Consider the following 24,422-nt stretch of genomic DNA (forward strand, 5'->3'; position numbering starts at 1 on the left):
CAGGAATATAGCAGCGTCAGCCCGCGAGATGTCTCGACAAGCTCGACATGACGTTTTTATGGGTAGCAAGCTGGTAGGCCATCTACCTGATTTTGCTACCTTATGGCGCTTATTTTATTTGGGCCCAGGCATATCCGTGGGCCAGCGTACCCAGGGGCCCGGAGGGCGGCTGGTTTCTGTTTCGCTGTTATTCTCTAGTTCCTATGAGCCAAACTCCCCTCCTGCCCTCCCGGCGCGAGTTTATCAAACAAGGTGCTGCCGCGGCGGCCACGTTCATGATTGTGCCGCGCTTCGTGCTGGGTGGCAAGGGCTACACCGCCCCTAGCGACCAACTGGTGATTGCCGGCGTGGGAGTAGGTGGCAAGGGAGAAAGCGACTTGGCCTCCTTTGCTAAAACCGGAAAAGTGCGCATCGGCTACCTCTGCGACGTAGACGACCGGCGGGCAGCCAAGTCCAGGCAGGCATTTCCGCAGGCCAAATACTACAAAGACTGGCGGCAGTTGCTCGATAAGGAATCCAAGAACTTTGATGCTGTGTCGGTGGCCACGCCCGACCACAACCACGCGGCCGTTACGCTGGCCGCCATGCAGCTGGGCAAGCACGTGTATGTGCAGAAGCCCCTCACCCACGACCTCTACGAAGCCCGCGCCCTGACCGAGGCCGCCAAGCGCTACCCCGTAGTGACGCAGATGGGCAACCAGGGTGCCTCCGGCGACGGGGTGCGGCAGCTGCAGGAGTGGTACGATGCCAACCTCATCGGGAAAGTGCACACCGTGTACTGCTGGACCGACCGCCCCGTGTGGCCCCAGGGCATTCCCTGGCCTACTGGGGCTACCAGCGTGCCCCCGGAGCTGGACTGGGACCTGTGGCTGGGCACGGCACCCTTCCGCCCCTACGTGGATAAGCTGGTGCCCTTCAACTGGCGCGGCTGGTGGGAGTACGGCACGGGCGCCCTCGGCGACATGGGCTGCCACCTGCTGGAAGCGCCCTTCCGGGTGCTAGGCCTGCAATACGCCAGCACCGTGCAGGCCAGCGTGGGCAGCGTGTATGTGGATGAGTTTAAGCGCGGCTATTTCCCCGAGAGCTGCCCGCCCTCCAGCCACGTCACGCTTACCTTCCCTGCTACCAAAAAGAACAAGCAGGAAGTTACGGTGCACTGGATGGACGGGGGCATTCAGCCGGAGCGGCCCGAGGAGCTGGGCCCCAATGAGCTGTTTGGCGACGGGGGCAACGGCATTCTGTTTGTGGGCAAGAAGGGCAAGATGATGGCCAGCACCTACGCCGCCAATCCGCGCCTGCTGCCGCTTTCCCATAATCAGGAGGTGAAGGTTAAGCCTACCCTGGCCCGCGTGCCGGGCGGAGCCGAGGGCCACTATGCGCAGTGGGTAGAAGCCTGCATAGCCGGGCACGGCAACCATACCGTCAGTGCCCCCTTTGAAACGGCGGGCCCGTTAACAGAAGCCCTGCTCATGGCGAATCTGGCCATTCGGGGCTATGACCTGCGGCGGCCCAAAACCACCGGCCCCGGCTTCGACTACCCCGGCCGGGGCATTGAGCTGGTTTGGGACCCACAGCAGCTCCGCGTCACCAACTTTGAGGAGGTGAACCGCTTCGTGAAGCGCGACTACCGGCCCGGCTGGCAGTAGCCGGCAGGCCACGGTGGGGCTTGGTAAATCATCTGCGGTTAAAAAAAAGAGCTGCCGGCGCTGCATATTCTGTAAGCGCCGGCAGCCTTTCTTCATCAAGCATGTGGCCTGCGCCAAACAGAACAGCTGCCTGATCTGGCGTAGGCCAGCATTTGACATACCCTAACCTGCGGGGGGGCTGTATTTACTTCTGGATGGTTATCCATTCGCCGTCGGCGGGCACGTGCACCCTGCTTGACAGGCCTTCCTGCTCTGCTACTGCTTGGGTTGTTGCCCGGTTCTCGGTGCCGTGAGGCACAGCTTCCAGGTGCACGGCATATACCTGGGCCTGCGGGGCATGCTGGGCCACTTGCAGTACCTCCGCGGCCGTCATAACGATGGGGTCTCCCTGCGCGAAGCGGGCGGCGCCGGCATTAAGGATTATAGCATCGGGTTGGTACTGGTCGAGGGCCTGGGTTACATCGTCGCACCAGATGGTGTCGCCGGCAATGTAGAGGCGCTGCTGCCCGGCCTCCACTACAAAGCCAGAAACCGTGCCCATCAGTTTTCCAATTTCGCCGGTGCCATGCTGGCCCGATGTGCGGGAGAACTGGATGCCTTCCCAGTTGAGTTGGCCTTCTACGGGCCGCACTTGGGTGAAGCCCTGGCCTAGCAGGGTTTCCTCGTCGGCGGGTTGGCAGAAGACAGGCAACTCTTTGGGCAGAAGCTGCTGGGCTACGGTGTCCCAATGGTCGGGGTGGGGGTGGGTGAGCAGCACCGCATCGAGAGAGGCCACCAACTGGGGTAGTTCCTCAGCTGGGAAAGGGAGGTCAACCAGCGGATAGCGCAGGTTGTTGCCAGCCATAGGAAGCGGGTCGTACTGAGCACGGGCCCCCAGCATGGGGTCGATGAGCAGGGTTTTGCCGGCCACTTTCAGCAGCAGCGTGGCGTTACGAATCAGTTGAACTTGCATAGGAGAAGCGGGTTACCTACTATCTTGGCCGGGTGCGGCAACCTTAGCGGCAGCGGCTACCCAACGGGGCAAATGTATCTTTGCCCTTGCCACCACCCCAAGAAGGTTACCCGCTGGTTACCTGGTTACTTTTTCGTTTCCCGCGTATGCGCCACACTTATCACGAGGTCGAATTTTGCGCCACCAAAGTGGCCCTGGGTCTGCTCTCGGGCAAATGGAAGCCGATTATCTTTTTCCATCTGGCGGCCGGCTCGTTGCGGTTCACGGAGCTATGGCGGGCTATTCCGCGTGTGTCCAAAAAAGTGCTGCTGGAGCAGTTGCGCCAGCTGGAAGACGCCGGCATTGTGGAGCGCACCGTGCACAACGGCTTCCCGCCCGAGGTCACCTACCAGCTCACGCCCAAAGGTGCCGAGCTGGCCCCCATCCTGCACCGCCTAGACCAGTGGGCACTAACCCACATCAAAGGCACAGTGCAGATTTCCTAATAACCACGGCAGTCCCGACTACTGCATTACGGGAAGCAGGATGCCAACTGGCCTAGGCAGCGGGAGCCTGGTTTGCTAGGCCAGTTCCAGCGTTACGTCTACCCCGATGGCCTCGACAAAATACTGGTCGTGGGAAATGAGCAGAATGGAGCCGCCGAAGTCTTTTATAGCGGCGGTGAGTACCTCCTGGCTGTGCACATCGAGGTTGTTGGTAGGCTCGTCGAGGATGAGGACATCGGGGGCGTTGTTGCGCACGATGAGGCAGCAGAGCAGCAGCTTCAGCTTCTCGCCGCCGCTGAGGCCGGCGCATTGCCGGTCCCAGGCTTCGCGCGGAAACTGCTGGTAGTGCAGCACCGTTTTCAGCTCATGCTCTAGCAACCCCCGGGAGTTGAAGTGCTGCACTTGCTCAAACACCGTCAGGCCATTGTCCAGCAGAGAGTAGTCCTGGTCGATGTAGAAGTACTCGAAGTCGGCCACGAAGATTTTGCCATTTGTGGGTGTCAGACTACCCGTCATCAGCTTCAGCAGCGTGCTCTTACCGGCCCCATTGCGGCCGGCAAGGCGCATCCTATCTCCGGAGCGCACCTGAAACGACAGGGGTTTCTGCCAGAGCGGCTCCTGCCCGTAGGTGAAGTTGATGGCCCGGGCCTCAATGAGCGTTTTACCCCGATGCAGGTCTGATTTGGCCAGATCTATCTTCAGAATTTGGTGCTCCTGCAGCTGCCCCCGGATCTGGTGCAGCTCCTGGGTAATGCCGTTGATTTTATCGGCGTGGGCTTCTTTGAGTTTGGCGGAGCTTTGCTGGGCTTTGCTTTTGAGGCCACCGGCCACAATGCGGGGCAGGGCCTTCTTTAGGCCTTGCGCTTTGCCGCGCGCCTCCTGCTTATGGCGCTGCTCGGCCACGTCGCGGGCCTTTTGCTGGGCATGGTGCAGGGTCTTTTCTTTATCGTCTAATTGAGCATGCAGGGCCGCTAGCCTGGCGTCTTTCTGCTCCCGGTAAAACGAGTAGCACCCGCCATATACTTCCACTGCCGTGGGGGTCAGCTCAAGCGTGAGATTCACCAGATTCAGCAGGGCCCGGTCGTGGCTCACTACCAGTATGGTGGCCTTGCTGCGCCCGATAAAGTCGTGGAGCAGCTGGCGGCTTTCGGCATCGAGGTGGTTAGAGGGCTCATCGAGCAGGATGATGGCGGGCGCGTGCACCAGGGCACCGGCCAGAAACACCTTGGTTTTCTCGCCCCCGCTCAGCTCATGCAGGGGCTGCGACAGGCCCAGGTGCTGCAGGTGCCAAAACGAGAGGGCTGCCTGTACGCGCTCCTCCAGGTCCCAGGCCTCGTTGAGGCGGCTGAAATTTTCCGCCGTGGCCTCACCAGCCAGAATAGCCTGCAAGGCCTGTAGTTGCTCAGCTACGCCCATTGCCTGGGCCACGGTATAGGCATCGTACTGGCCTAGGTGCTGTGGCACGTAGTATGGCCTTTCGGCAAGTAGCACCTCCCCAGATGCGGGCGGTACCCGGCCGGCAAGCAGCTGCAGCAGGGTTGATTTCCCGACGCCGTTGTTTCCGACCAGAGAGGCCTTGGCTCCTTTCGGCACGGAGAAGTGCAGGTTTTGGAACAGAACTTCTTTATTAGGATGGCTATAGGCCAATGAAGTAGCGACAATACTCATATAGAAAACAGTAAAAAGATGGGTGATAATGCCAATGTGAATCAGGCATAGGTAGCCAGCCGCACGAGCAATCAGGAAATGGTGCGAAGTGGCCCAGGCAGCGTAGCCTGGGCCACGCGTATTGCTTGGTTGAAACACCCCATTACCTCACCAGCAGGCTCTATCAGCACTTCGTGGAAGCGAGCCGGCACACTGTGAGCGAATACGAACGCCACCATGTGCGTCGTGGGCATGGGATGCACCGGCAGAGCCCGGCCAAAATAGAGTGCACCGCAGCAGTATGCATAGCGGCGTAGCAGCCAGCGGGCCGCTAAGCTAGAGGAGCCAGGAGGAAAGAGGTATTGGGCGGGGCCAGCGAATGGACTACATGCAGACTGAGGTTGATCAGGCAAAAGCCGCCTGACGGATAACTGGACGTTTCCAGCCCGAGCCCCCATTCTGTGCACTACAGAATGGGGCTGGGGCGCCATTATTATCTCTACTCAGTAATTTCCATTGGGGTACGGTTAAGGTATAACCTGCTGCAAATATAGGGCTCCCAATTTCTTTTACGAAGTCCTTACTCCGGGAAGGACGCAGCAACCAGTAGCTTAGCGCCGTACTTCTGCTACCCCACCCGCATGCCCAGCCCTACCCAAATTCAGCTCCTAGGCCACTCCACATTCCGCATTACTACTCCCGAGGGCCACGTACTCCTCCTCGACCCGTGGCTAACCGGCAACCCCTTCGTGCCGGAAGAGCTGCGCAACCCCGAGCAGGCTGACCTGGTGCTTATCACCCACGGCCACGACGACCACTTCGATGCGGAATTGCCCGCTCTCTTGGCGCGCACCGGGGCCAAAGTGGTAGCTCCCGCGCCAGTCCGGTTTTACCTCACTGAGCGGAGTGTGCCGCCGGAGCAGTGCGAGGCCATGAATGTGGGTGGCAGCATTAACCTGCTGGACCTGCGCCTCACCATGACAGTAGCGCACCACGCGGCCCATGTAGATCTGCCCGGAGGCCGCACTGGTTTCCGGCACGAGGCTGTGGGCTATGTGCTGCGCTTCTCCGACAATACGGTGCTTTACGCGGCCGGCGACACAGGCCTGTTCGGCGACATGCGCCTGCTGGCCGACCTATACCAGCCCACCGTAGCCATCCTGCCCATCGGCGACCGGTATACCATGGGGCCGCGGGAGGCGGCGTATGCGGCCGGGCTGCTGGGAGTGCATCATGTGGTACCGTTTCACTACGGCACGTTTGCCTCGTTGGTAGGCACGCCGGAGCAGTTGCGCGCCCACCTCTCCCCTGCCGCAGGCGTAACGGTGCACCCGTTGCAAGCCGGCGAAACGCTGGAGCTTACTGGCCTACGGTAAGCAGGTGTGCCTACGCGCGTGTGAGTAGCTATGCTTGGCCTTCTACCCGCACCCACCGGGCCCAAGGCCTGGGGAGTTTTGTGCACCAATAACACTCTGCGCTACGCAACTGTAGGCCGGTACATATGCCAGGCCGGTAGGCGCGCGGTCACACGCCTGCACACGCTGAGTTGTTGGCTCAGAAAAGAATTCGTCTGCTTGGTGCTTTGGTTCACGTGAATAGTGTACCTTCTAGGTAGTCTTACGTCACTGTTGTACCACCCTCAACCCCACCATTCTATGGATGCATTGACCACAACTATCATGGACGAGATTCGGCAAGCCAACAAAACCTTTGAAAAGACCTTCGGGCTGGGCGACGGCGCAGGCATGGCGCGTCTTTATACTTCCGATGGCATGCTCCTGCCCACGGGTAGCGAGCCAGTGCAGGGCCACGAGGGCATTGCCGCGTTTTGGCAGGGTGCCATGCAAATGGGCATTAAAGAGGCCAACCTGCGCTCCGTGGAAGTAGAGCAGCTCAACGAAGATACAGCCATTGAAATGGGCAATTACCACCTATACGGCATGAATCACCAGGTGCTCGACCAGGGCAAATACATGGTGGTATGGAAGCACGAGGGCAACAACTGGAAGCTCCACCGCGACATCTGGAACAGCAGCCAGGGGGCCTAGCCCTGGTCAGCTTACACAACTACCACCCGGCTGAGAAAACAGGTTCACTGGCCCCAGCCAGGCCCCGCATGCTAAACCGGCTCGCCCTACGGCGGGTCGGTTTTGCTTTGTTCAGAACTGGCTCAGGCAAAGCCAGCAGTTGGCCACCAACTTTCGTATAGGGTAGCTCCACTCACACCCTTCTCCATGCAGAACGATACGGATAATTTCTCCACCGGCCCCGCGGGGGTATTTGCTCATATTGAGCACGAAGGCCAGCACCTGACCGTGGTGAAACTACAAGAGGCCTACGTGCATAACCCCGAGGCCCTGCAGCAGCAACTCACTCAAGAGCTAGGCCTGGCCTCCAACGCGCTCCTGCTGGTGCTACCCAGTGAGGGCAAGCCGCTGCTAGGCCAGGGCCCCGCCGAGGAGTTGTACAACAACTTCCTGTCGAAGAATACCGCCGCCGTGGTAGAGCAGCCCTGGCAGCCGCTGGGGAACTAGCCTGAGGCCCCTACTGCCCCCGCACAAACCGGCCGGACCCTATGGGGTCCGGCCGGTTTGTAGGCAATGCATTGCTACGGGCGTCAGCCAGCAGTGGCCTAAGGCTTATTTACGCAGTGGCGCTTTCGTTTTCCTCAGCTGGCTCGCTGCTACTGCTGTTTTTGCCCGATAGCAGCGCCACCAGAATACCTCCGGCCAGAGCGGCAAAGGCCCCCGTGATGACGGGGTGCAGGCTGGCGCGGGTGTACAGGCTTTTTTGCATAACGTAGCCCGGGTGGGTGCCGTGCGCTTTGCCGTCGCGCACGTAGGGGCCGTGCAGGGAGCCGGCGGGGTTACGTGGGGGCTCATCGCGGGTCTGGAGCTTCATGTTTACTTTCTCGTTGAGGAAGTCCATGGCGCGGGGCAGGTGCTTGTTCATGGTGCTGAACATTTTTCCGCCGCCCCCAATGTAAATGTCGCGCTCGGGGTGCTCGGCGGCATGCACAATGGCATTGGCCACTTCCTCAGGCTCATACACGGGTGGGGGCAGCTTGGGCTCCTTATCCATGTAGTTGCGGGCGTGCTGCGGAAAGGGTGTGTTGATGGCCGATGGCTTAATGAGCGTAACAGAAATGGGGGCTCCTTCCTCTTCCAGCTCCTGGCGTAGGGCATCGGTGAAGCCCTTAATGGCGTGCTTGCTGGCCGAGTACATGCCCTGCAGCGGAAACGCAATATCCGATGCCACGCTGCCCAGGTTGATGAGCGCGCCACCCCGCTTTTTGAGGTGCTTCACGGCGGCCAGTGAGCCGTATACCACTCCCCAAAAATTGGTCTCGAACATCCGGTGGCTGTCTTCGTGACTGACCTCCTCCAGGCGGCCCCAGATGGAAGCAGCCGCATTATTAATCCAGGTATCGAGGCCACCGAAGCGCTCCTTCGCGGTGGTGGCAATCCGCTGAATGTCTGTTACGCTGGCTACGTCGGCGGCCACTGTAACCACTTGGGCGCCCTTATGGCTGAGCTCAGCGCCTACATGGTGCAGGTCGGCCTCGCTGCGGGCGGCTAGCACCAGTTTGGCGCCGCGCTCGGCCGCCAGGCGGGCAGTGGCCAGGCCAATGCCACTGGTGGCACCCGTAATCACAATGGTCTGCTGATTCAGGGGTTTGAGTTTCATAGGGTTGATTCAGATTGGTGGTCATAGCTCTCCTTACGTCAGGCTGAACTACCCGGTCATGTAAAATCAAGTCGTATGCTGGCTCCCCTTTCAGGGGCTGATATATCTCTACTGTGCTATGTTTTTTGCTTATTACGGAAGTAAACTATAATTGCCGGAGTGGCCTAGCGCCTACCAGCAATACCTGTGTCTATCTTCTTTCCTCTCTATTCTTCTTCCATGCACAAAACGTCTATTCTGTTATCATGCGCGCTGCTGAGTGGCCTAGCCACTATGCAAAGCGCCACAGCGCAGCACCTGCAAGCAGTAGGCGTGGCAGGCAGCTTTAACATCAACCAGACCTGGGCCAAGCAACGAGAGCTCACGCTGGGTAGCACCACCATTCTTACCTATACCGATAATGCGCGGCAGGACGATACGGGCAACCGAATCAGCGCGTATGCCAGGGTTGGAATAGGACAAGGCACCTTTTTTGTGCAGCCAGAGGTAGGGTATACCAAGGTATTAGGCAATCAATATGAAGTCCAGTTCCCCAGAGGCACCTTCTATTATGCTCCCTGGATTCGTCGGCTGGAGGTGGGGGCGCTGGCAGGATACCATGTCACCGAAAAGTTTTATGTAGTAGCTGGCCCGGTAGTAGCCCGACACGAGCGGGAAAAGGCAATAAGCTCTTCAACGGAAAGTTGGGTTGCTGCATACAACAGCCTGTATGCCAGCCCCGAGCGGGTACAGCTCCTGGGCCAGGTGGGCATTGGGGTGCAGCTGTGGCGCTTTGATGTGGGAGCACGCTACGAAGGCAGCCTCACGCCCTACACCAGGCAGCTGCGCTTTGATAACAAGCTGTACGCGTTCCGGCAGAACACCACTCAATACATAGTTCAGGTGGGCTTTTTACTCTTCGACCATAACCGCTCCTGGACTAAGTAGCCTACACGCACAACGGCCGGACAAATGTCCGGCCGTTGTGCATTTCTTGAGTAGAGCAGGCCTACATGCCCACCGCGCCGGGGCTCCGCCGATGCAGCATGCTATCAATGCTCCAGACGCCCGCGCCCTGGGCCGCGATGTAGAGAAACACAAAGCAGAATACCACGGCCAACTCGCCCTTATTCACGATGGGCAGGGCATGCTGAGGCGCGTGAGCCATGAAATAGGCTACGGCCATCATGCCACTGGCCAGGAAAGCGGCAGGGCGCGTCAGGAAGCCGACTAGTATCAGGAGGCCACCCACTAGCTCAATAATCCCGGCTACCCCCATCAGGGAGGCAATTTCTACGGTATTGCCATCGCCGCCGGGGAAGCCCAGCAGTTTCTGGCTGCCATGCATGGCAAAGAGCAGGCCTACCACAATGCGTAGTAAGGCATAAGCATACGAGGCGTACGGGTTTCCGCGGTCCATGGGTGTATTGAGCTAAGGGTTGGGGTTGAGTAGATAAATTCACTGGCTTAGTCTGCCGCGCTGTGGGCAGCATGGCCAGTTGAAGTGGCCTAGGACTTCCGGCCGAAGTGCTCATCGAAAATCCGCAGGGCTTCGGCGTTGCCTTGCTGCACGGCCAGGTCGGGGGCGGTGAGGCCGCGCACGTCCTGCACGTTGATGTCGGCACCCGCCTGCAGTAGCACCGGGAGTATGTTGTTGCGGCCGAACAATGTAGCAAACATGAGGGCCGTGCCGCCGTTACCGTTTTGTACGTCCAACTGGGCGCCGTGCTCAATTAGGAGGCGCGCAACTTCAGCGTAGCCCTTGAAGCTAACCCCCATGAGGGCCGTATTGCCGGAAGCGTCCTGCACGTTGGGGTCGGCGCCGGCCTCTAGCAATACTCGGGTGGCTTCTACCTGATCGTCATATGCCGCCACAATCAGGGGCGTGAAGCCTTTGCCATTCTGCAGGTTCACATCGAGGCCCTGGGCCAGGAGTTCCTGGAGGTGGGCAACGTCGCCGTTACGGGCAGCATCAATCAGTAGGTCTTCGGGCCGGGCAGAGGTAAAATCCATAAAAGCAGCAGTACAAGGGGTAAATGAGTTCGTACATACTACGACGATGCCGGAAAATGGATTGCTACAACGGATACTGGTTTTATACTACCCAAGAAAAGCAGCCCATTAGCTAACCTTTGCTCCCGGCTCTTTGACTTACCCCCGGCCCCTAGGCCACCGCAGGCGCCCTATGCCAAGGGGCACCAGAGGGCTTGTACGCACATTCCCCTACAGGAACAGGCCTAGGCCACTACGCAACAAGGCCAGACTACCAGCCCGACCTTGTGCACACTTCCCCTCAAAAGTGGTTTTATGGAGTGCCCAGCGGAGCGTCGCCGCGCAGGGGCGGAATGGCAATGATGGGGCCTCCCGTATTGGGGGCGAAAATGGAGTAAATGGCTGGGGGCTGGTGCAGCGTGCCAGTGAGGCGGGTAAGGCCTTCGGGGCGCAGGTGGTAGCGCAGCACCGTATCGTACTCAGCAAAGTCGCGGCGGGTATCTACGCGCAGGTCTTGAATGCGGCCGGCGTGTGAGTCATACACCCAGCCGTGTATGTGCAGGGGCTGTTGCTGCTGCCGCGCCCGTAGCACCGTGCTGGATTGGCAGAGGTTATATACCTGCTCAATAACGTTCAGCTCTACCAGGCGGCGGTAGCGGGCTTCGTCAGTCTCTAAGGCCTCTAGCTCAAGGCTGTTGCGCTGCATTACTTCACGCACGTTGCTGAGCCAGTTGGTGAGCATGCCCGGCTCCTGGGTTTCCATGGCTACGCGCACGCCGCCGCAGCCGTAGTGCCCGCACACCACCACGTGCTCTACGCCCAACACCTCCACTGCGTACTCCAGCACCGACATCAAATTCAGATCAGTGCTGACCACCAGGTTGGCTACGTTGCGGTGCACAAACACCTCGCCGGGCGCCGTGCCTATTATTTCACTGGCCGGCACTCTGCTGTCACAGCAGCCAATAAACAGAAACTTGGGGGCATCGGTGCTCAGTGCCGAAGCCGGATGCTGGGCATGCCGGAGCTTCTCGCCTACCCAATTGCGGTCGTTATCAAAGAGCTTATAATACGCTTCAAACTCTGCCTCCTGCTCATTTACCTGCCGTTGCTCGGCCAGGTTTTGGGTGTAGTCGTCGGCTTTGCGCAGAAATACCACCTGAATGTTGCGCTGCCGGGCCGAATCGCGGAAGTTCTCGATGGCGCTGAGTACGTCGCGGTCAATGAAAGCCGAGTTGGTACCGTCAATTTCCAGCGTGGCGTTTTCGGGAATGTTCTTCAGGATGGTCAGGATGCTGGCCTTGTTGAGGAACGATACATGCTCGCCGAGGCTGATGCGGATTTTGTCGCGCCCATCAACGGTATGATGCTCGAAGAAGTGGGCGTTGCGGTAGCTTTCCCGCAGGATAAAGAACATGCCCACAGCCGCGCCAATGCCAATACCCACCAGCAAGTCAGTTGCCAGAATGGCCACAATGGTTACTATGAAGGGCACAAACTCAGTGAAGCCGCCTTGCAGCTGTTCTTTAAATACACTCACGCGCGCCAGCTTGTAGCCGGTTACCAAGAGAATAGCGGCCAGGGCTGCCCAGGGCACCATGTTCAGCAGCTTCGGGAACAGCAGCACGCTAATCAGCAGGAAGGTGCCGTGCAGCAGGGCCGCCAGCTTGGTGCGGGCACCGGCATTCAGGCTCACCGAGCTGCGCACAATTACGGAAGTCAAGGGTAGGCCACCAATCAGGCCGCTTACCAGGTTGCCTGCGCCCTGGGCCTTTAGCTCCCAGTTAGTGGGCGTTTTGCGCTTGAGCGGGTCCAGCTCGTCGGTGGCTTCAATGGACAGTAGTGCCTCCAGGCTGGCTACCAGGGCAATAGACAGGGCCGCCAGATACACTTTGCCGTTGGTGAGCTGGCTGAAATCAGGTAGCGTGAACAGGTTCCGAAAATCAGCGGCGCTGGTTACCACGGGCAGCTGCACCAAGTGAGTGCCGCGCAGGGCCAAGGCCGGGTTAAATGCCTGCACCAGCTGGTTTACCACCACGCCCAGCACCACTACTATCAGGGCGCCCGGCACCTTAGAAAGCACCGGATGCTGCTTAATGAAAGCTTGCTCCCAGAGCACCAGCACTGCCAGGGCCAGCACCGCAATACCTAGGCCAGTGGGCTGAATATGGTGCACCGCCGTTTCAAGCAGAGCCGTAATGGTCGAGCCGGTTTTGGGGAACAGGGCCAATGTTTCGGCCGCGTCAGCATCGTAGCCTAGCAGGTGGGGCAGCTGTTTCATGATCAGAATAATGCCGATTGCAGCCAGCATTCCCTTAATCACGGCCGATGGAATGAAATTGCTGATAACGCCGGCACGGGCAATGCCCAGCACAATCTGCATAACCCCAGCCACGCACAGTGCCACCTGCAGCGCCCCAAACGAACCCAACGACTCCAGGGCACTCACTACCACCAGAATCAGTCCGGCCTCGGGGCCCGAAATGCTTAGCGCCGACTTGCTCAGCGCCCCTACCACCAGCCCGCCCACTATTCCGGCAATAATGCCCGCAAATAGCGGCGCGCCCGAAGCCAGTGCAATACCCAGGCACAGGGGCACTGCTACCAGAAACGAGACAAAGCCGCCCTGTAAGTCATTTTTAAAGTAGGAAAAGTCTAAAAACCGTGATACACTAAGCTGCTTACTCATATGAGGTTATATAACTACAGGCAAGAGAAACCCAGGCCAGGCCATTAGTGGCCTGGCAAAGCACGGGACAAGCGCAGGTGGCGAAGGAGCCTTACTTACCAGATGGGGCTTAGTGCCCGGCTCAGAAGAACCTGCTTGAGTAGGTCACTACCGGGTACAGGAGGGTTCGACGGGCGACATCAGGCTTTTTTTGAAAGTGGAAAAACGCGTGAGAATAAGTCTCAAACCACATGGTATTACCTACCGCACAAAGATATTATGGTGCTCTAAGCGCAACATTAAGCATCAATTAAAAGGATCTTATAAGAGTATTAAATGCGCGTTACAATCACATTAAAGCCTCATTATAACGCCATTAAAGCTGGGTAATAAGGCCGGCCGTTAGTGGGCCGTGAGCCGCCATAACCTTCTAGGCCACTGCGGGCGCTACACGGCGCCCGGCATCCGTTGGCCTCAACTTTCCGTTAGCCTCTGCGTGGTTACTTCTTCGCGATTTTGGGGTTGGGTATGGCTGGTGGGGTGCCTATGCGGCGGCAAGGCCCTGGCGCAAACGGCGCCGCCGGAGCGTGTCACTGACCGCAACCACAACGCCTGGCTAACCTATTTCAGCGACGCCCGCCTGAGTCAGCGCTGGGGGCTGCACACGGAGTTTCAGTACCGCCGTACCAACGGCCTGCAAGATCCGCAGCAGTACTTATACCGCATTGGGGGCAACTACCACGCTACGGAGCAGCTGCTGGTTTCGGGGGGGTATGCGTACCTGCTCTCCCTGCCCTACGGCGACTTTCCTGATGCCGGCCGCAGCCATGAGCGCCGGGTTTATGTGCGGGCTGAGCTGGAGAACACGCTCGGGCGCCTCACGCTTGCGCACCGCTACACCCAGGAACAGCGCTGGCTGCGGGACCCCGGAGAGGCAGCCTACGCCTTCCAGAACCGCTCCCGCTACCGCCTGCAGCTGCAGTTTCCGCTCACCGGCCCAAAGCTGGAAGCCGGCACCCTGTACGCCCTGGCCTCCGATGAAATCTTTATCAGCTACGGCCGCAACGTGGGGGCTAACGTGTTCAACCAAAACCGCCTTTATGGTGGCCTGGGCTATCAAATTACGGAGGCCCTAGGGGTAGAAACCAGCTACCTGCGCCAAACCGTGCAGCATGATGATGGCGTGGTATTCGAGCAAAACCATACCCTCCAGATCAGCCTCAACTTCAACCCCGATTTCCGGCCAGCTACTGAACGGTAGTGCTATCCTAGTGGCCTAGCGCTCTATTGGCGCTGATTATGCCCGGCTTTGCGGAAATACTGTTGCTAAGTCTATACTCCTGCTTGACCGAGGAAGAGCGCCAGATGACAGCCAAGACAAAAATAGACTCTGTGGGTTAGACAGAGAATCGACTTCCTATAAAGCATCATACTATGGACTTACAACTGACCGGCAAGGTGGCCCTCATCACAGGCTCTACGGGTGGCATTGGCCTGGCAATTGCGCGCGGCCTGGCCGCAGAAGGCGCTCAAGTTATCATCACTGGCCGCACAGAAGGCCGCATTCAGGAAGCGCGCGCTGCAATTCAGGCGGCGGTGCCGCAGGCCAACGTGCGTGGCGTAGCCGTAGATTTTGGTAAGCCCGAGGAGGTAGCGGCCCTGTTGCGCGAAGTAAACGCCGTGGATATTCTGGTGAACAACGTGGGCATTTTCGACCCCAAGCCATTTGTTGAGATTCCTGATGAAGAGTGGCTCCACTTTTTTGAGGTAAATGTGATGAGCGGCGTGCGTCTCTCGCGCCACTACTTCCCGCAGATGTTGGCCAACGACTGGGGCCGCATCATCTTTATCTCCAGCGAATCGGGGCTGCAGATACCGGAGGAGATGATTCATTACGGCACAACCAAAACGGCGCAGCTGGCCGTGGCGCGGGGCCTGGCGGAGCTTACCAAGGGCACTAGCGTTACGGTAAACTCCGTGCTGCCGGGCCCTACCGCCTCTGAGGGAGTGCAGGAGTTTATTGGCAAAATGGCCGCCGAGGGCAAAACCCCGAAGGAAGCTGAGCACGAGTTCTTCCGGGATGCTCGTCCCTCTTCGCTGCTGCAGCGCTTTGCTACCACCGAGGAAGTAGCCAACATGGTAGTCTACCTCTCCAGTCCGCTGGCCTCGGCTACCAACGGCGCCTCCGTGCGCGTTGATGGTGGCGTTATCCGGAGCATTGGCTAGGCCTGTTTATTGGCACAGTAAAGCCCCGCTGAGCTCTCAGAAGTTGAGAGGGCAGCGGGGCTTTACTGTGGAGCAACGCTCCGGCTATGCAGGGTATACTAGTGCAAAGGGCGCCGCTTTACCAGGCCGCCTTTGGTATCACGCACGCTGCTCATCACTACAAATGCCTGCGGATCGAGGCGGTCTATTTCATCGGTGAGCCGGCCTACTTCTAGGCGGGTAACCAGCGTGAAAATGATGTCGAGTGACTCCAGCTGGTCGCCGTGGCTGCCGAAGCCGCGCTTGCCCATGTAAATGGTAGCACCGCGGCCCAGCTTCTCAGTTATCATCAGCCTGATTTTATCGGAGTGCTGGGAGATGATGGTGACGCCCGTGTACTCCTCAATGCCCTCAATAATAAAATCCATGGTTTTAGCCGCCGACAGGTAGGCCAGGATGGAATAGAGGGCCGTGTTGACGGAGAGCAGCATGGCGGCCACTATGAAGATGAACACGTTTATCACCAGCACAATATCGCCCACACTCAGGGGTGTTTTCTTGCTGATATACACGGCCAGAATTTCAGTCCCGTCGAGCACGGCCCCGCCGCGAACCGTGAGGCCAATGCCGGCCCCCAGGAAGAAGCCCCCAAACACGGCAATTAACAGCTTATCGGTGGCAATAACCGGGAAGGAAATTACCAGCAGCACCAACGCCAGCCCCAGAATGGCGGCCAACGTGCGCAAGGCAAACCCTTTGCCTAGCTGGTAATAGCCCATTATGATGAATGGGATATTGATAACTACTATCAGCGCCGACAAGGACAGGCCCGTCAACTGATTAGTAAGCAGGGAAATACCCGTAACACCGCCGTCAATAAACTCATTGGGCAGCAAGAACCCCTTGAGACCCAAGGCAGCTGAAAATATACCTGTTACAATAAAGCCTGCCTGCAGCAGGCCCCGCCGCATACGCCGGCGGGCGGCACCCAGCGCATCAACAGGGAACTCGGGCAGTGGCCCTACAGGACGAGGTGCCCCCTCAAGGGCGGCTCTTTTGTTGCGCTCAAGCAACATTTGCTGAAAAAACATACGCGTGATTTGGCCATAAATAGGAAACGCCGCTGTATAACACAGCGCACTAGTGCTAACTGGCAGGCACTAAGGCGGCGTGGCAATCAAGCTGCCTAGTGGTGCCACAGCAAACCCAGAGATACGCTAGGCCAGTTAGGGCGCATTGGGCGCCACCGCCGTCAGCAGGAGGCGCACCCTACATAAATCAGGCAGGGCACAGGGCCGCACAGCCGGCAATACCCCCACGGCCGATGGCCAGGCGTGGCCGCTCCAAAGCAACAGGGCAGGTGGCAAGGCTGTGTAAAGCCCCACGGCTGGCGCTTGCGGCACGGCCGGCAGCACCGCCGCTTGCTCTAGCATAGCTGCCGCTACCAACCGGAAGCCCGGCTCGGTGGCCTGATGACCAGGCTGCAGCTGCTGTAACTCTTGCGTAGGCACTCCCGAAGGACTCAGGCAGGCGAAGCCCCCCAGCCAGCAGACCAGCAGGAGCGCCAGGCGCCACAAAAGTGATATAGGAGAGCGGGTTAGCAAGGAGAGGGAGCTGGCCGGCCACAGGCCAGCCCTGTAGAAACGAGTTGAGCTCCACAAAGTTAACCTTTTGTTAGCCGATGGCTTTCACGAATACTCGCTTCACCCAGGGTACCCTGGCTAGGCTCAACACTGCATCCACCAGCCAGGGCCGGGCAGCCAGCAGCCGCATCAGGCGGTAGCGGTGGCCTAGGGCCCGGCCAATACGGTGCTCAACTTCTTCTTGGTAGTGGTGCAAACTAGCAGGCCCAAAATCGTTCTGTTGAAAGCAGCGCATGGTGTGCTCTGCCGCCAGAATGCCGCTCTGCACTGCTTTATCAATGCCGTGGCCCTGCATGGGGTCAATGAGGGCGGCGGCATCGCCGCAGAGCAGGGCGCGGCAACCGGTAAGTGGCCTGGCAGAACCGCCCAGCGGCAGGCCAAAGCCCCTTACCTCCCCCAGCAGCCGGGCCTCCCGGAAGCGGGGCGCCAGGCCCGGGTGCTCGGCCAGCAGTTGCCGCAGGACCTGCTTCAGGTCAACCTGGTTGCGGGCTATATCAGCCGAGAGCATCCCGAAGCCCACGTTATACACCCCGTTGCCCACCGGAAACACCCAACAATAGCCAGCCAGGTGGCGGCGCAGAAAAAAGAAGTCGCTGGTGGTTTCGGGGGCCTGCTGCACGCCGGTATAGTAGGCGCGCACGGCGGCACAATGACGGGCCCGGTTGAGAGGCCAGGGTGCCAGCTGGCGGCCCACCACTGAGTGAGCCCCATCGCAGCCAATGACCAGCCGACCTCTGAGGGGGGCCAGCTCTGGCTGGCTGGAGCGCAGAGTAACGTGCTCTGATGTGGCTTCTACGGCCTGCACAGGCCAGTTTTCCAGCACCTCGGTGCTGGTATGGCGGCGCACGAGCTGTAGCAGGGCATCATCGAAGTGCAGGCGCGGGCTATTGAAGGCGGGTGCTTTCCAGCTGATGCTTACCTCCGCCCCACTTGGTGCTACTAACCGGCTATGGGCTACCTCGGCGCGGTGCGGAGCCGTGAGGGTGCGTAGCTCGGCGGCATAGGTCGGGTTGAGCCGCGCCAGTGCTTTGAGGGTAGGACTAGGAATGGCGTCGCCGCAGATTTTGTCGCGCGGAAACCGGGCCTTATCTACCAGCGCAACCCGTAGGCCACTAGTGCGCAGGGCCAGGGCACAGGCCGTACCCGCTGGGCCGGCGCCTACCAGAAGCACATCGTAGGTAATAGGTTCAGAAACAGACACGCGCGCAGAGTTACAGGCGCCAAAGGTAATGCTCAGCTTCAGCCTGCCTCATAGCAGCCGTACATGTAGTGGCCTAGGGCCGCTTAGTGGTTCGGGCCTCACTGCGGCGCATGGGCATTACATCAATGGTCTGAAAAAGCGACTCAGCTGTAATGGCCTGGGTTTCGCGCCGCTTCACACCCCCATCTTTTCCGATAAGCAAAAGTGTAAAACCACTGGATTTTACCCCAAGCTTTTTGGTTAGGTAGTGCATATCAGCCGCCGAAAGCTGCTCAGTTAGCACCTCCCGTACTACTAAGTCGTGCTCCTGCATGGCGGCCGCCGCTGAGGCAAAGCGCTGCTGCTGGACCAGTAGCGCGGAGCTGCTGCTGCTTGGAGCGCACAGCAACACCACGCGGCGCTGCCAGCGCTGCTTGGGGAGCCAAGTGGCCAACGGCTCAGGGGTGGTTTGGGCCAGCGCCACCGCGGCGCACAACACCGCAGCAGTCAGGAGCAGGAAAGCAGAACATTTCATGCTCCTGCATACGTGGCCAGCGCAGGCAGGGCTGCTTAGGCAGCTGGCAGCACCCGCCCCAGCCATTCAAAGAGTACGCGGTAGGCCTCAGTGCGCACCTTCTCCCGTGACAGAAACACATCGTGAATAGCGCCTTCCACGGCGTGCTCGGTTACCCGAGACCCCAACCAGGGAGAAAGCTCCCGGATATGGGCTACGTTGAGGACTACATCAGTTTCAAACACATCTTCCGGATGCCCGCGCCGGGCCGTTCTATCAGAATGCAGCACCAGTACGGGCACCTTAATATTCAGGCTCCGCCGGATTTGCGCGTGCCCCCACCGAATAGCCCGGAGCCAGCCCGCATTCATGCCAAATACCTGGTTAGGCTTCCACTCCAGGTTGTAGTCCCACTCTCCCCGGTAAGAGCGGTGCAGGCTTTCTCCGTACACAGCTGAAAGAGCGGTCTTTAGCTGCAAATCAGGCCACCGGGCGCCTACCCTTCTCATCAATGGAATACCAATTTTCCGCAGCAGCCAGGGCTGGTGCATCTCCAGAAAAGGACTATTGAGCACCAGGGCAGCAATGCCAGCCTGCTCTTGGTGCTCCCTCACATACAGAGACGTAATGAGCCCGCCGGTGGAGTGGCCACTCAGCACAATGGTGGTGTTGCCTTCTTCCCGAAGCCGAGCAAGCGCCGCGTGCAGGTCGTGGAAGTATTCGCGCAGGTCGCGGACGTTGTTGGGGCGCTGATGAGGCCGGATAGAGCGGCCGTATTTGCGCAAATCGAGGGCGTAAAAGTTGAACTGGTGCGCGCCGTAGTTCTGGGCTAGCTCACGCTGAAAAAAGTAGTCGTTGAAGCCGTGCACATAGAGCACGGCGCGGGTGGTGGGTGCCGCGGCCTGGTACCGGACCAAGGTACTGAACACGTCCCCTTCGTAATCGGGCGAGTCGGCGGGGGTAATGGTAAGCTGCTCGAATCCCTCACCAAGGATATCGGGCACGTACTGTGAATAAGTGGCGGGAGCGGGTACTTCTGACTGCAACATACTAGCCATACGCAGGTAGCCGGCTAAGTGGTATAGCTGAATATAAAGTACCGTTTGGGCCACCGCTAGGCCCATGCTTTTTTATCTACCCCGGCTCGCCAGATAAGATGTATTTAGGCGGGAAGCCACCGGCAGGTAAATAGCGGTTGGTAAGCAGGCCTAAACCGGAACATTATGCAGCTCACGGCACCAGATAAGAAGGAAAATCAGCTTCCTGATTTCCACAAATAATTCTGCTACTGAATATAGTCCCGCTTGTACTTTTGCAGTACCTGGTTCCGTTGAGCTATTAGGAGAATTATAAGCGCCAGCTGCGCGACTGTAGGCCACTAGTATTTTCTCATGCGTCTGTTGCTTTGGGCCGTTTCCCTCTTCACGGCCTGTTACCTCCCCTCCTCAGTTCCTACTGACCCAGCCTTCCGGCAAGACCAGCTTCGTTACCCCCGCGTGCGGGATGCTTACGCGGTTGTGGGGAGCAATATGCAGGCTGTTTTGCGGGAGCACCACCTTGATGCGGAACGGCTGGAGCTGTTTATTCGGGCGCTGAAGGTAGAGCGGCGGGTAGAGGCGTGGGGCCGCAACCAGGGCGAGGGCGAGTATCAGCTGCTGCGCACGTTTCGGCTGGCCGGCACCTCGGGCACGCTTGGGCCCAAGCGCCGCCTCCACGATGGGCAGGTGCCCGAGGGTTTCTACTACATCAACCGCTTCAACCCCATCAGCCAGTACCACCTGTCATTGGGCCTTGACTACCCCAACGCCGCTGACCTGGTGCGCAGTGGCCTGGAAGATCCGGGCAAAGACATTTTCATTCACGGCTCCGACGTTACCATCGGCTGCTTGCCCATCACCGATGCGGGCATTCGGGAGCTGTACGTGCTGGCCGTAGAGGCCCGTACCGCCGGACAAACAGCTATTCCGGTGCACATTTTCCCGTTTGAGCTTACTGCCGGCAACCTCGCCCACCGCCTTGGCAATCCGCACGTGCGCTTCTGGCAAGAGTTGGCCCCCGGCTACCAGTACTTCGCCGACCATCACCAGCTGCCCAACGTAACGGTAACTGAGCGCGGCACCTACACGGTGCAGTAAACAGGTTCTTGCCAGGTGGCCCAGGCCTGTTTCAGGACTGGCACTGTACCTTGCACCTATGTCTATTCCATCAATTTCCGACGTTCCACTTCCCAAAAACTTACGCGAGTCGGCAGTACTGGTACCGGTATTTCGGGATGCCGCCGGGCACTTGCAGATTGTGATGGTACGCCGGGCGGCTTTTGGCGTGCATGGCGGGCAGTTGGCTTTCCCCGGCGGCAAGCGCGACCCCGAAGATGCCACATTAGAGGCTACAGCCCTGCGGGAGGCGCACGAAGAAGTGAGCTTGCTGCCCGGCAATGTGGAGGTACTCGCGGCCCTGCCCACCGTACCAGTGCTCTCGGGCTTTTGCATTGCCCCATTTCTGGGCCGTATTCGCAGGCCCGAGGTGTGGGAATGGCAAACCCACGAGATTGATGAAGTGCTGGAGATTCCGCTGCCCCACCTCACCAACGAGGCCAACCACACCGAGGAAGAATGGCAGCTCCCCGGCTGGCCCAGCGCGCGGCGCGTGCCGTTTTACCATATTGGCGCCTACAAGCTCTGGGGTGCCAGCTACAACATCATCCGGCCGCTTATTCCCAGACTGCTCGCCGGAGAATGGGAGGTATGATTACTTAATGATGAGGAAATGGCGTGATGAAGTGGAATGGGAAAGGGTAAAAGCCCGGCATGACGGTGTAGAAGCCTGGGGCAGCTTCTTTCTTCCCCTATTACCTCACTGCCCTACCACCCAAATCTGGCACGAAATTGCGTTATAGGTTGCGTACCTAATGCACGTTGCGTATTCAACACCTTCTCGATGAGACGACTTTCGCTTTTGTTGCTTTTGCTGTTGCCGGCCCTGGCTTCCTTTGCCCAACGGGAGCAGTCTATCTGGCTGTTTGGCCAGCAAGCTGGGTTGAGCTTCCCAGCCGATGGCGGCGCGCCCACCCCGCTGCTCACCAGCAAAATGACCACCTATGAAGGCTCGGCGGTGGCTACCAATCAGCAGGGGCAGCTGCTGTTTTATACCAACGGCGAATTTGTGTTCAACCGCCAGCACCAGGTAATGCCCAATGGCAAAAAGCTGATGGGCTCCAACTCCAGCACCCAGAGTGCGCTTATTGTGCCCGACCCCGGCAGCGGCAACGTGTTCTACGTGTTCACGGTAGCGGCCCAGGGCAACGGCAATGGCCTGCGCTATTCCACCGTAGACATGACCCGCGACAATGGCCTCGGCGACGTGCCCCGGGCCAATGCCCTCCTGATTACGCCCGTGGCCGAGAAGCTGGCGGCCGTGCGCCACCAAAACGGCCGCGACGTCTGGATTGTGGCGCACCGCTGGAATTCCAACGCTTTTGTAACCTTCCTGGTAACAGCCGATGGGGTACAGGGCAAACCTATTCTGAGTAATGTAGGCTCTATGCACGCCGGCCCCGGCCGCAATGCCATTGGCGCCATGAAGTTCTCGCCCGATGGTAAGAAGCTGGCCGTGGCGCTGTGGCGCGAGGCCAACAAATACGAAGTCTTCGACTTTGACCGCAACACCGGCAAAGTAAGCAACGCGAAGTCCTTTGCGCCCTACCCCGAGGCCTACGGCGTGGAGTTCTCGCCCGATGGCAGCAAGCTTTACGGCTCCAGCAACGGCGAAGGCGGCGGCGAGGCCCAGATCTTCCAGTTCGACCTCAAAACCGGCAAGGCCACAGTAGTTGGCAAGTCGGCGAATCGGAAAGTAGGCTCCCTGCAGCGCGCCCCCGATGGCAACATCTACGTGGCCCGCGAAGACAACCCTTACCTCGGCATTATCCAGAACCCCAACTCCGATAAAGCCACCTACCTCGATAACGGCCTCAAACTTGGGGGGCGTCGCAGCAAGCTAGGCCTCCCCAACTTCATCACCGAACCGCGGTGACGCGGTAAAATGGTGAAGTGGTGAGGTGACCTAGCGGCTTACAGCGTCCCGTCGTTGCGAGCGGAGCGAAGCAATCCTTCCTTCTTCGTTGCACGAACCGTTTATACATGAAAAAGCCCTTGCCTCCGCGCTGGAAGTAAGGGCTTTTCGGTTTCATCACAAGTGCTGCCTGGGACCAGAGAAGATTACTTCGTCCTTCATCCTGGCAATGACAACCTGTCTAGGCCACCCGCGCCTCACAACTTCACCATTTCACCACTACTGCGACTGGCCACCGAACTTGAAGCGGAGGAAGCCGGCGGCTACTGAGAGGTAAGGGTTTTTAGAGGCTACCAGGCCTACCACGTCGCGGGTACTGATGCCGGCCTCGTAGGCGGAGGTAGTGAGCGTGAAGCCCAGTGGCACGCTGAGGCCGTAGCCGGCTCCGCCGGTCAGGCCGCTGCTTAGGCGCAGCCAGTGCACGGGCTTGTAGTCGAGGCCGGCACCCACGAAGGTGGCGGGGAGGTTACCGGCCACGTTGTTCAGGGGCAGCGTTACATCAAGGCCAGCCTCAAAGTACTCGCTGATGCGCAGCCCGGCGCCGGCGCGCAGCTTAGTGGGCAAATCGGCACGACGGGTTTGGCTGGCCTGGTAATCGAATAGACTATCGGTGCCGGCCGCGAATATCTGAGTGGCTTCTTTGATGAAGTTATAAGTTCCAACGCCACTGGAGTTAAGGCGCTTGAGGGGCTGGTCGTTGGCCGTAACCAGGTTGCCTTCCCAATCCATGTGCCCAATGTCGGTAATGGCTATACCCAGCCGGAGGGCTTTGCCAGCTTCGGCGGCCAGGCCCAGGTCGAAGCCGTGGCCAGTGCCCACAGGCTTAAGGCCACTGCCGTTGCGCAGATTAAAGTTAGGATTAGCGGCAACAGAGCCGTAGTTAATATCAAACAGCGGCGACATGGAGCTGTAGGCCTGTAAGTTGCCGGGCTCCACTTGAATATCCACAATGCCCAGCCCCTGGATGTACCGGTAACCCGCCCCGGCCGAGAGCTGGAACAGGGGCAGATCAATCAGCCGGGTGCCCCAGGCCAGGTTGAACTCGTTGAGCAGGGAAAATTGCAGGTCGGTGCCGGCCAGGGCTTCTGATACCAGCGGCACCGTGCCCCCCGCCCCCACTGAGGTATACACCGGTGCCTCGCGGCCCAGAAACAGCAGCTCGGCCGCATTCTTGTTCAGGGCCACGTGCCCCGCCGTCCGGATGCGGTTGCTGATAGCAATGCCGCCAATTACGGGCAGCTGCACTGAGAGCCCCAGCGTGGTGGCATCGGCGTTTAGGTTCAGGGCATTGTCGGAGGTAAACGCCCGCGCCAGCTCCAGCCGGTCGGTTTGCGGCAGTTGGTCTTTAGTGTTGTAGATGAACTTGCGCAGCTGCTGGCGCGTGAGCGACTGAGAGCCCACGCCGGCGCCCACCTCACCCAGCGTAAACGAGAACGTAGCACCTCCCACCCGGCCCAGGTTGGCGGGGTTAATACCAATGGCCTGATAATCGGTGGCAAAGGTGGTGGCCACGCCGCCGCGGCCGGTAGCCGTGAAGTTGCTAAGCTCGTTTTGGGCGTGCAGAGCGGTGGGCACGCTAAGGGCCAGCCCCAGCATCAGGGAAAGACGAGTGGGTTTCATAAGACGGAATTGTGGCCGAAGCTTCGTTAGTTTGGGGCCGATACCTGGGCTAGGCCTGTAGGCCACTGCCGGCCTACTTTACGTAGGTACCGGTAACCGCTTCAAAGCTAACGAAGCTTCCGGCACATTTCTTTTC

24 protein-coding genes are annotated in these 24,422 nt (G+C 59.2%); 11 read left to right on the forward strand and 13 right to left on the reverse strand.

Features of this window, described 5'->3' with window-relative positions; genetic code table 11:
* Nucleotides 1-203: 203 nt before the first annotated feature.
* Nucleotides 204-1,646, forward strand: coding sequence for a Gfo/Idh/MocA family protein (locus HMJ29_RS02285; RefSeq protein WP_171589964.1), 1,443 nt, complete (start codon nucleotides 204-206; stop codon nucleotides 1,644-1,646).
* A gap of 184 nt (nucleotides 1,647-1,830) precedes the next feature.
* On the opposite strand, the gene HMJ29_RS02290 is transcribed toward HMJ29_RS02285, so the two are convergent.
* Nucleotides 1,831-2,598: an MBL fold metallo-hydrolase gene (locus tag HMJ29_RS02290; RefSeq protein ID WP_171589965.1), complete on the reverse strand. Its 768-nt coding sequence runs from the start codon at nucleotides 2,596-2,598 to the stop codon at nucleotides 1,831-1,833.
* A gap of 146 nt (nucleotides 2,599-2,744) precedes the next feature.
* Between HMJ29_RS02290 and HMJ29_RS02295 the strand changes: the two genes are divergently transcribed.
* Nucleotides 2,745-3,083, forward strand: a complete 339-nt coding sequence (locus HMJ29_RS02295; protein ID WP_171589966.1) for a winged helix-turn-helix transcriptional regulator — start codon at nucleotides 2,745-2,747, stop codon at nucleotides 3,081-3,083.
* 75 nt (nucleotides 3,084-3,158) lie between these two features.
* On the opposite strand, the gene HMJ29_RS02300 is transcribed toward HMJ29_RS02295, so the two are convergent.
* The gene (locus HMJ29_RS02300; RefSeq protein WP_171589967.1) at nucleotides 3,159-4,751 is read right to left on the reverse strand and encodes an ABC-F family ATP-binding cassette domain-containing protein; all 1,593 of its coding nucleotides are present in this window, start codon (nucleotides 4,749-4,751) and stop codon (nucleotides 3,159-3,161) included.
* 71 nt (nucleotides 4,752-4,822) lie between these two features.
* Complete coding sequence (locus HMJ29_RS02305) at nucleotides 4,823-4,984, reverse strand: hypothetical protein (protein ID WP_171589968.1); 162 nt, start codon at nucleotides 4,982-4,984, stop codon at nucleotides 4,823-4,825.
* A gap of 387 nt (nucleotides 4,985-5,371) precedes the next feature.
* Here HMJ29_RS02305 and HMJ29_RS02310 point away from each other — a divergent pair, with 387 nt between their 5' ends.
* The 3 genes from HMJ29_RS02310 to HMJ29_RS02320 all read left to right on the forward strand — a co-directional run bounded on the left by HMJ29_RS02310 (nucleotide 5,372) and on the right by HMJ29_RS02320 (nucleotide 7,264).
* The gene (locus HMJ29_RS02310; protein ID WP_171589969.1) at nucleotides 5,372-6,106 is read left to right on the forward strand and encodes a metal-dependent hydrolase; all 735 of its coding nucleotides are present in this window, start codon (nucleotides 5,372-5,374) and stop codon (nucleotides 6,104-6,106) included.
* 279 nt (nucleotides 6,107-6,385) lie between these two features.
* A complete protein-coding gene (locus HMJ29_RS02315) occupies nucleotides 6,386-6,778 on the forward strand; it encodes a YybH family protein (RefSeq protein ID WP_171589970.1) in 393 nt (130 codons plus the stop codon).
* A 186-nt stretch (nucleotides 6,779-6,964) separates the two neighbouring features.
* Nucleotides 6,965-7,264, forward strand: a complete 300-nt coding sequence (locus HMJ29_RS02320; RefSeq protein WP_171589971.1) for a hypothetical protein — start codon at nucleotides 6,965-6,967, stop codon at nucleotides 7,262-7,264.
* Nucleotides 7,265-7,373: 109 nt separating this feature from the next.
* On the opposite strand, the gene HMJ29_RS02325 is transcribed toward HMJ29_RS02320, so the two are convergent.
* Complete coding sequence (locus tag HMJ29_RS02325) at nucleotides 7,374-8,417, reverse strand: SDR family oxidoreductase (protein WP_171589972.1); 1,044 nt, start codon at nucleotides 8,415-8,417, stop codon at nucleotides 7,374-7,376.
* Nucleotides 8,418-8,636: 219 nt separating this feature from the next.
* On the opposite strand from HMJ29_RS02325, the gene HMJ29_RS02330 reads away from it, so the two are divergent.
* Nucleotides 8,637-9,344: a hypothetical protein gene (locus HMJ29_RS02330; protein ID WP_171589973.1), complete on the forward strand. Its 708-nt coding sequence runs from the start codon at nucleotides 8,637-8,639 to the stop codon at nucleotides 9,342-9,344.
* Between the two features lie 61 nt (nucleotides 9,345-9,405).
* Here the strand turns inward: HMJ29_RS02330 and HMJ29_RS02335 are convergent, their stop codons facing one another.
* The 3 genes from HMJ29_RS02335 to HMJ29_RS02345 all read right to left on the reverse strand — a co-directional run bounded on the left by HMJ29_RS02335 (nucleotide 9,406) and on the right by HMJ29_RS02345 (nucleotide 13,077).
* Complete coding sequence (locus HMJ29_RS02335; RefSeq protein WP_171589974.1) at nucleotides 9,406-9,816, reverse strand: DoxX family protein; 411 nt, start codon at nucleotides 9,814-9,816, stop codon at nucleotides 9,406-9,408.
* A gap of 89 nt (nucleotides 9,817-9,905) precedes the next feature.
* Nucleotides 9,906-10,409, reverse strand: a complete 504-nt coding sequence (locus HMJ29_RS02340) for an ankyrin repeat domain-containing protein (RefSeq protein WP_171589975.1) — start codon at nucleotides 10,407-10,409, stop codon at nucleotides 9,906-9,908.
* Nucleotides 10,410-10,701: 292 nt separating this feature from the next.
* A complete protein-coding gene (locus tag HMJ29_RS02345) occupies nucleotides 10,702-13,077 on the reverse strand; it encodes a SulP family inorganic anion transporter (RefSeq protein WP_171589976.1) in 2,376 nt (791 codons plus the stop codon).
* A gap of 391 nt (nucleotides 13,078-13,468) precedes the next feature.
* On the opposite strand from HMJ29_RS02345, the gene HMJ29_RS02350 reads away from it, so the two are divergent.
* Nucleotides 13,469-14,317 carry a DUF2490 domain-containing protein gene (locus tag HMJ29_RS02350; RefSeq protein WP_171589977.1) on the forward strand — a complete coding sequence of 283 codons (849 nt, stop codon included), beginning with the start codon at nucleotides 13,469-13,471 and terminating at the stop codon, nucleotides 14,315-14,317.
* Nucleotides 14,318-14,490: 173 nt separating this feature from the next.
* Nucleotides 14,491-15,282, forward strand: a complete 792-nt coding sequence (locus tag HMJ29_RS02355; RefSeq protein WP_171589978.1) for an SDR family NAD(P)-dependent oxidoreductase — start codon at nucleotides 14,491-14,493, stop codon at nucleotides 15,280-15,282.
* A 98-nt stretch (nucleotides 15,283-15,380) separates the two neighbouring features.
* Here HMJ29_RS02355 and HMJ29_RS02360 read toward each other — a convergent pair whose 3' ends face one another.
* The 5 genes from HMJ29_RS02360 to HMJ29_RS02380 form a co-directional block, all read right to left on the reverse strand.
* Nucleotides 15,381-16,352, reverse strand: coding sequence for a YitT family protein (locus HMJ29_RS02360; protein ID WP_171589979.1), 972 nt, complete (start codon nucleotides 16,350-16,352; stop codon nucleotides 15,381-15,383).
* Nucleotides 16,353-16,487: 135 nt separating this feature from the next.
* Nucleotides 16,488-16,772: a hypothetical protein gene (locus HMJ29_RS02365; RefSeq protein WP_171589980.1), complete on the reverse strand. Its 285-nt coding sequence runs from the start codon at nucleotides 16,770-16,772 to the stop codon at nucleotides 16,488-16,490.
* A 163-nt stretch (nucleotides 16,773-16,935) separates the two neighbouring features.
* Nucleotides 16,936-18,105 (reverse strand): NAD(P)/FAD-dependent oxidoreductase, encoded by a 1,170-nt coding sequence (locus HMJ29_RS02370; protein ID WP_171589981.1) that lies wholly within the window; start codon nucleotides 18,103-18,105, stop codon nucleotides 16,936-16,938.
* Between the two features lie 73 nt (nucleotides 18,106-18,178).
* Complete coding sequence (locus HMJ29_RS02375; RefSeq protein ID WP_171589982.1) at nucleotides 18,179-18,619, reverse strand: DUF4174 domain-containing protein; 441 nt, start codon at nucleotides 18,617-18,619, stop codon at nucleotides 18,179-18,181.
* A 35-nt stretch (nucleotides 18,620-18,654) separates the two neighbouring features.
* Nucleotides 18,655-19,647: an alpha/beta hydrolase gene (locus HMJ29_RS02380; protein WP_171589983.1), complete on the reverse strand. Its 993-nt coding sequence runs from the start codon at nucleotides 19,645-19,647 to the stop codon at nucleotides 18,655-18,657.
* 342 nt (nucleotides 19,648-19,989) lie between these two features.
* On the opposite strand from HMJ29_RS02380, the gene HMJ29_RS02385 reads away from it, so the two are divergent.
* From HMJ29_RS02385 to HMJ29_RS02395, 3 genes are all read left to right on the forward strand, one after another.
* Nucleotides 19,990-20,733 (forward strand): L,D-transpeptidase family protein, encoded by a 744-nt coding sequence (locus HMJ29_RS02385; RefSeq protein ID WP_171589984.1) that lies wholly within the window; start codon nucleotides 19,990-19,992, stop codon nucleotides 20,731-20,733.
* 58 nt (nucleotides 20,734-20,791) lie between these two features.
* Nucleotides 20,792-21,346 (forward strand): NUDIX hydrolase, encoded by a 555-nt coding sequence (locus HMJ29_RS02390; RefSeq protein WP_171589985.1) that lies wholly within the window; start codon nucleotides 20,792-20,794, stop codon nucleotides 21,344-21,346.
* 189 nt (nucleotides 21,347-21,535) lie between these two features.
* Nucleotides 21,536-22,627: a YncE family protein gene (locus tag HMJ29_RS02395; RefSeq protein WP_171589986.1), complete on the forward strand. Its 1,092-nt coding sequence runs from the start codon at nucleotides 21,536-21,538 to the stop codon at nucleotides 22,625-22,627.
* Between the two features lie 258 nt (nucleotides 22,628-22,885).
* On the opposite strand, the gene HMJ29_RS02400 is transcribed toward HMJ29_RS02395, so the two are convergent.
* On the reverse strand, nucleotides 22,886-24,286 hold the full coding sequence (locus HMJ29_RS02400) for a DUF5723 family protein (protein ID WP_171589987.1): 1,401 nt from the start codon (nucleotides 24,284-24,286) through the stop codon (nucleotides 22,886-22,888).
* Nucleotides 24,287-24,422 lie beyond the last annotated feature (136 nt).

The organism is Hymenobacter taeanensis, assembly GCF_013137895.1.
Classification (GTDB): domain Bacteria; phylum Bacteroidota; class Bacteroidia; order Cytophagales; family Hymenobacteraceae; genus Hymenobacter; species Hymenobacter taeanensis.

Coding starts and splice junctions, on each gene's coding strand:
- HMJ29_RS02285 (WP_171589964.1), top strand. CDS start 204: ATGAGCCAAACTCCCCTCCTGCCCTCCCGGCGCGAGTTTATCAAACAA.
- HMJ29_RS02290 (WP_171589965.1), bottom strand. CDS start 2,598: ATGCAAGTTCAACTGATTCGTAACGCCACGCTGCTGCTGAAAGTGGCC.
- HMJ29_RS02295 (WP_171589966.1), top strand. CDS start 2,745: ATGCGCCACACTTATCACGAGGTCGAATTTTGCGCCACCAAAGTGGCC.
- HMJ29_RS02300 (WP_171589967.1), bottom strand. CDS start 4,751: ATGAGTATTGTCGCTACTTCATTGGCCTATAGCCATCCTAATAAAGAA.
- HMJ29_RS02305 (WP_171589968.1), bottom strand. CDS start 4,984: ATGCCCACGACGCACATGGTGGCGTTCGTATTCGCTCACAGTGTGCCG.
- HMJ29_RS02310 (WP_171589969.1), top strand. CDS start 5,372: ATGCCCAGCCCTACCCAAATTCAGCTCCTAGGCCACTCCACATTCCGC.
- HMJ29_RS02315 (WP_171589970.1), top strand. CDS start 6,386: ATGGATGCATTGACCACAACTATCATGGACGAGATTCGGCAAGCCAAC.
- HMJ29_RS02320 (WP_171589971.1), top strand. CDS start 6,965: ATGCAGAACGATACGGATAATTTCTCCACCGGCCCCGCGGGGGTATTT.
- HMJ29_RS02325 (WP_171589972.1), bottom strand. CDS start 8,417: ATGAAACTCAAACCCCTGAATCAGCAGACCATTGTGATTACGGGTGCC.
- HMJ29_RS02330 (WP_171589973.1), top strand. CDS start 8,637: ATGCACAAAACGTCTATTCTGTTATCATGCGCGCTGCTGAGTGGCCTA.
- HMJ29_RS02335 (WP_171589974.1), bottom strand. CDS start 9,816: ATGGACCGCGGAAACCCGTACGCCTCGTATGCTTATGCCTTACTACGC.
- HMJ29_RS02340 (WP_171589975.1), bottom strand. CDS start 10,409: ATGGATTTTACCTCTGCCCGGCCCGAAGACCTACTGATTGATGCTGCC.
- HMJ29_RS02345 (WP_171589976.1), bottom strand. CDS start 13,077: ATGAGTAAGCAGCTTAGTGTATCACGGTTTTTAGACTTTTCCTACTTT.
- HMJ29_RS02355 (WP_171589978.1), top strand. CDS start 14,491: ATGGACTTACAACTGACCGGCAAGGTGGCCCTCATCACAGGCTCTACG.
- HMJ29_RS02360 (WP_171589979.1), bottom strand. CDS start 16,352: ATGTTTTTTCAGCAAATGTTGCTTGAGCGCAACAAAAGAGCCGCCCTT.
- HMJ29_RS02375 (WP_171589982.1), bottom strand. CDS start 18,619: ATGAAATGTTCTGCTTTCCTGCTCCTGACTGCTGCGGTGTTGTGCGCC.
- HMJ29_RS02380 (WP_171589983.1), bottom strand. CDS start 19,647: ATGTTGCAGTCAGAAGTACCCGCTCCCGCCACTTATTCACAGTACGTG.
- HMJ29_RS02385 (WP_171589984.1), top strand. CDS start 19,990: ATGCGTCTGTTGCTTTGGGCCGTTTCCCTCTTCACGGCCTGTTACCTC.
- HMJ29_RS02390 (WP_171589985.1), top strand. CDS start 20,792: ATGTCTATTCCATCAATTTCCGACGTTCCACTTCCCAAAAACTTACGC.
- HMJ29_RS02395 (WP_171589986.1), top strand. CDS start 21,536: ATGAGACGACTTTCGCTTTTGTTGCTTTTGCTGTTGCCGGCCCTGGCT.
- HMJ29_RS02400 (WP_171589987.1), bottom strand. CDS start 24,286: ATGAAACCCACTCGTCTTTCCCTGATGCTGGGGCTGGCCCTTAGCGTG.